General features: G+C 55.0%; 3 protein-coding genes and 1 pseudogene. 2 read left to right on the plus strand and 2 right to left on the minus strand.

What is annotated here, in order from left to right:
• Nucleotides 1-209, plus strand: a 209-nt coding sequence (locus BMI01S_RS37390; RefSeq protein WP_042293411.1) for an IS3 family transposase, incomplete at its 5' end; no start/stop codon positions are given.
• A 127-nt stretch (nucleotides 210-336) separates the two neighbouring features.
• Here the strand turns inward: BMI01S_RS37390 and BMI01S_RS37395 are convergent.
• Entirely contained in the window at nucleotides 337-513 is a 177-nt protein-coding gene (locus tag BMI01S_RS37395; protein ID WP_244145538.1) for a transposase, read from the minus strand.
• A 224-nt stretch (nucleotides 514-737) separates the two neighbouring features.
• On the opposite strand from BMI01S_RS37395, the gene BMI01S_RS37400 reads away from it, so the two are divergent.
• On the plus strand, nucleotides 738-959 hold the full coding sequence (locus BMI01S_RS37400; protein WP_169745508.1) for a hypothetical protein: 222 nt from the start codon (nucleotides 738-740) through the stop codon (nucleotides 957-959).
• Between the two features lie 138 nt (nucleotides 960-1,097).
• Here the strand turns inward: BMI01S_RS37400 and BMI01S_RS37405 are convergent.
• A pseudogene (locus BMI01S_RS37405) lies at nucleotides 1,098-1,391 on the minus strand (DDE-type integrase/transposase/recombinase); the annotation flags it as partial.
• Between the last annotated feature and the right edge of the window lie 154 nt (nucleotides 1,392-1,545).

Genomic DNA, 1,545 nt, shown 5'->3' on the forward strand with positions numbered 1-1,545 from the left:
ACAATTCGCCGACCGAGAGCCTGTGGGGATCGCTCAAGCAGGCACGCATTCACGGCCGACGCTTTGCCACGCGTCGCGAGGCCATGGACGAGGCGATTGATTGGTTGAGCTTTTACAATCATGGGCGTCTGCACTCGACGTTGAACTACGTCAGTCCTATGCAATTCGAGAGAAGCTGGTACGCCGCACAGCGACAGCAGGCGGCATAATTCACGCTCAGTTAAGGGATGCGAAATTCGCGGGCAACCTCACACCTACCAGACTGCCAGAGAAGAATCTGTACCGCCTCGACGGCTTTGTTCAGCAGGGCATGGCCGCAGTTGGTTGCAGACGCAACTAGGAATTTTTGACGCAAACGGCCTTGCCGAAGCTGTTCCACAGATTCACGAGGTTCGCGATAATCACGCCCTCGCGCTGCTGCGATTCGTTTTTGCGCGTCAGTAGCCGCGCGCCGATGCAACGCTTGATTCGCGAGATCTGCGCCTCGATTTTCGAGAAAAGGCTGTCAACCATGGCCATAATTCAGTGGTCTTGAATCTCGCGCAGATCTGCAGGACATGGAGGCTGCGTTCCAGCGCCCGCACCGCTGCGCCCATTAGCATGGCGACCAGCCCGCCCGCCGCACAGAACCCACTTAATTCCAAGCACACAAACACAGTACATACCAGAGCTAACGGAGCTCAGATGGTGCCACACGGTTGGTTGCAGTTGCCAGAAAATTTGTATCAAATCAATTGATGCAATTGATGCAATTGATGCAATTGATGCAATTGATGCAATTGATGCAATTGATGCAATTGATGCAAAAGCTTATACTGCTCGCCGATAAATTTTATCGGGCTCGATCTGCAACTTGTCGTTATCGCTATCCTGCAGCTGGCATGGAAGGCAAGCGCTTGTCGAACGCTGACGAATCACGAGCATTCCTTGCAGGCAGACAGACGGCGGACGCGACGTGAAGCGACCTCGCGGACCTGAGGCCCCAACGGCTCTCATAAGCGTTCTATCGCGGCAACGGTGGACGGACGGCTCTGGTGCAAATAGGCGGTCTGTACGAGATTGTTGTTATCTAGAGGATACCTCATCAGGATACCTAATCAAGCAGACAGGACGGCCTCCCAGACTGCGGGCGCAGTGCTATCTTTGAGGCCGAGCTTCGCGAGGCCGAATTGGCCCTTGCGAATGCGATGTACCAACTCAATACCAGAGAGCGTGATCGCTGCGTTCCTGAAACGTTTGAAGCCGAGCATGACTTTCGTCCGGGACTCGATGTTGCGGTGGTCCTGCTCGACCAGATTATTGAGATATTTCGAGGATCGGATCTTCGTGTTCTCAGGCAGCAAACCATCGGCCTTCATCTCGCGCACGGCGCGGTGCGAGGCCGCATAGCCCATCTCGTTATACAGAAGTGATGCAGTAGCAGCTGTTCGTCCGAAAGCGCATTGGGCGATGCACCGGCGTGATGGGGGTTGTTATTATTTCGCGACGGCCGAACCCCTAGCCCAGCAAGGCTTTGCCGTCCTCTATGACTCCGGATGCCGCGGA

Source organism: Paraburkholderia mimosarum LMG 23256 = NBRC 106338, from assembly GCF_000739815.1.
GTDB lineage: Bacteria > Pseudomonadota > Gammaproteobacteria > Burkholderiales > Burkholderiaceae > Paraburkholderia > Paraburkholderia mimosarum.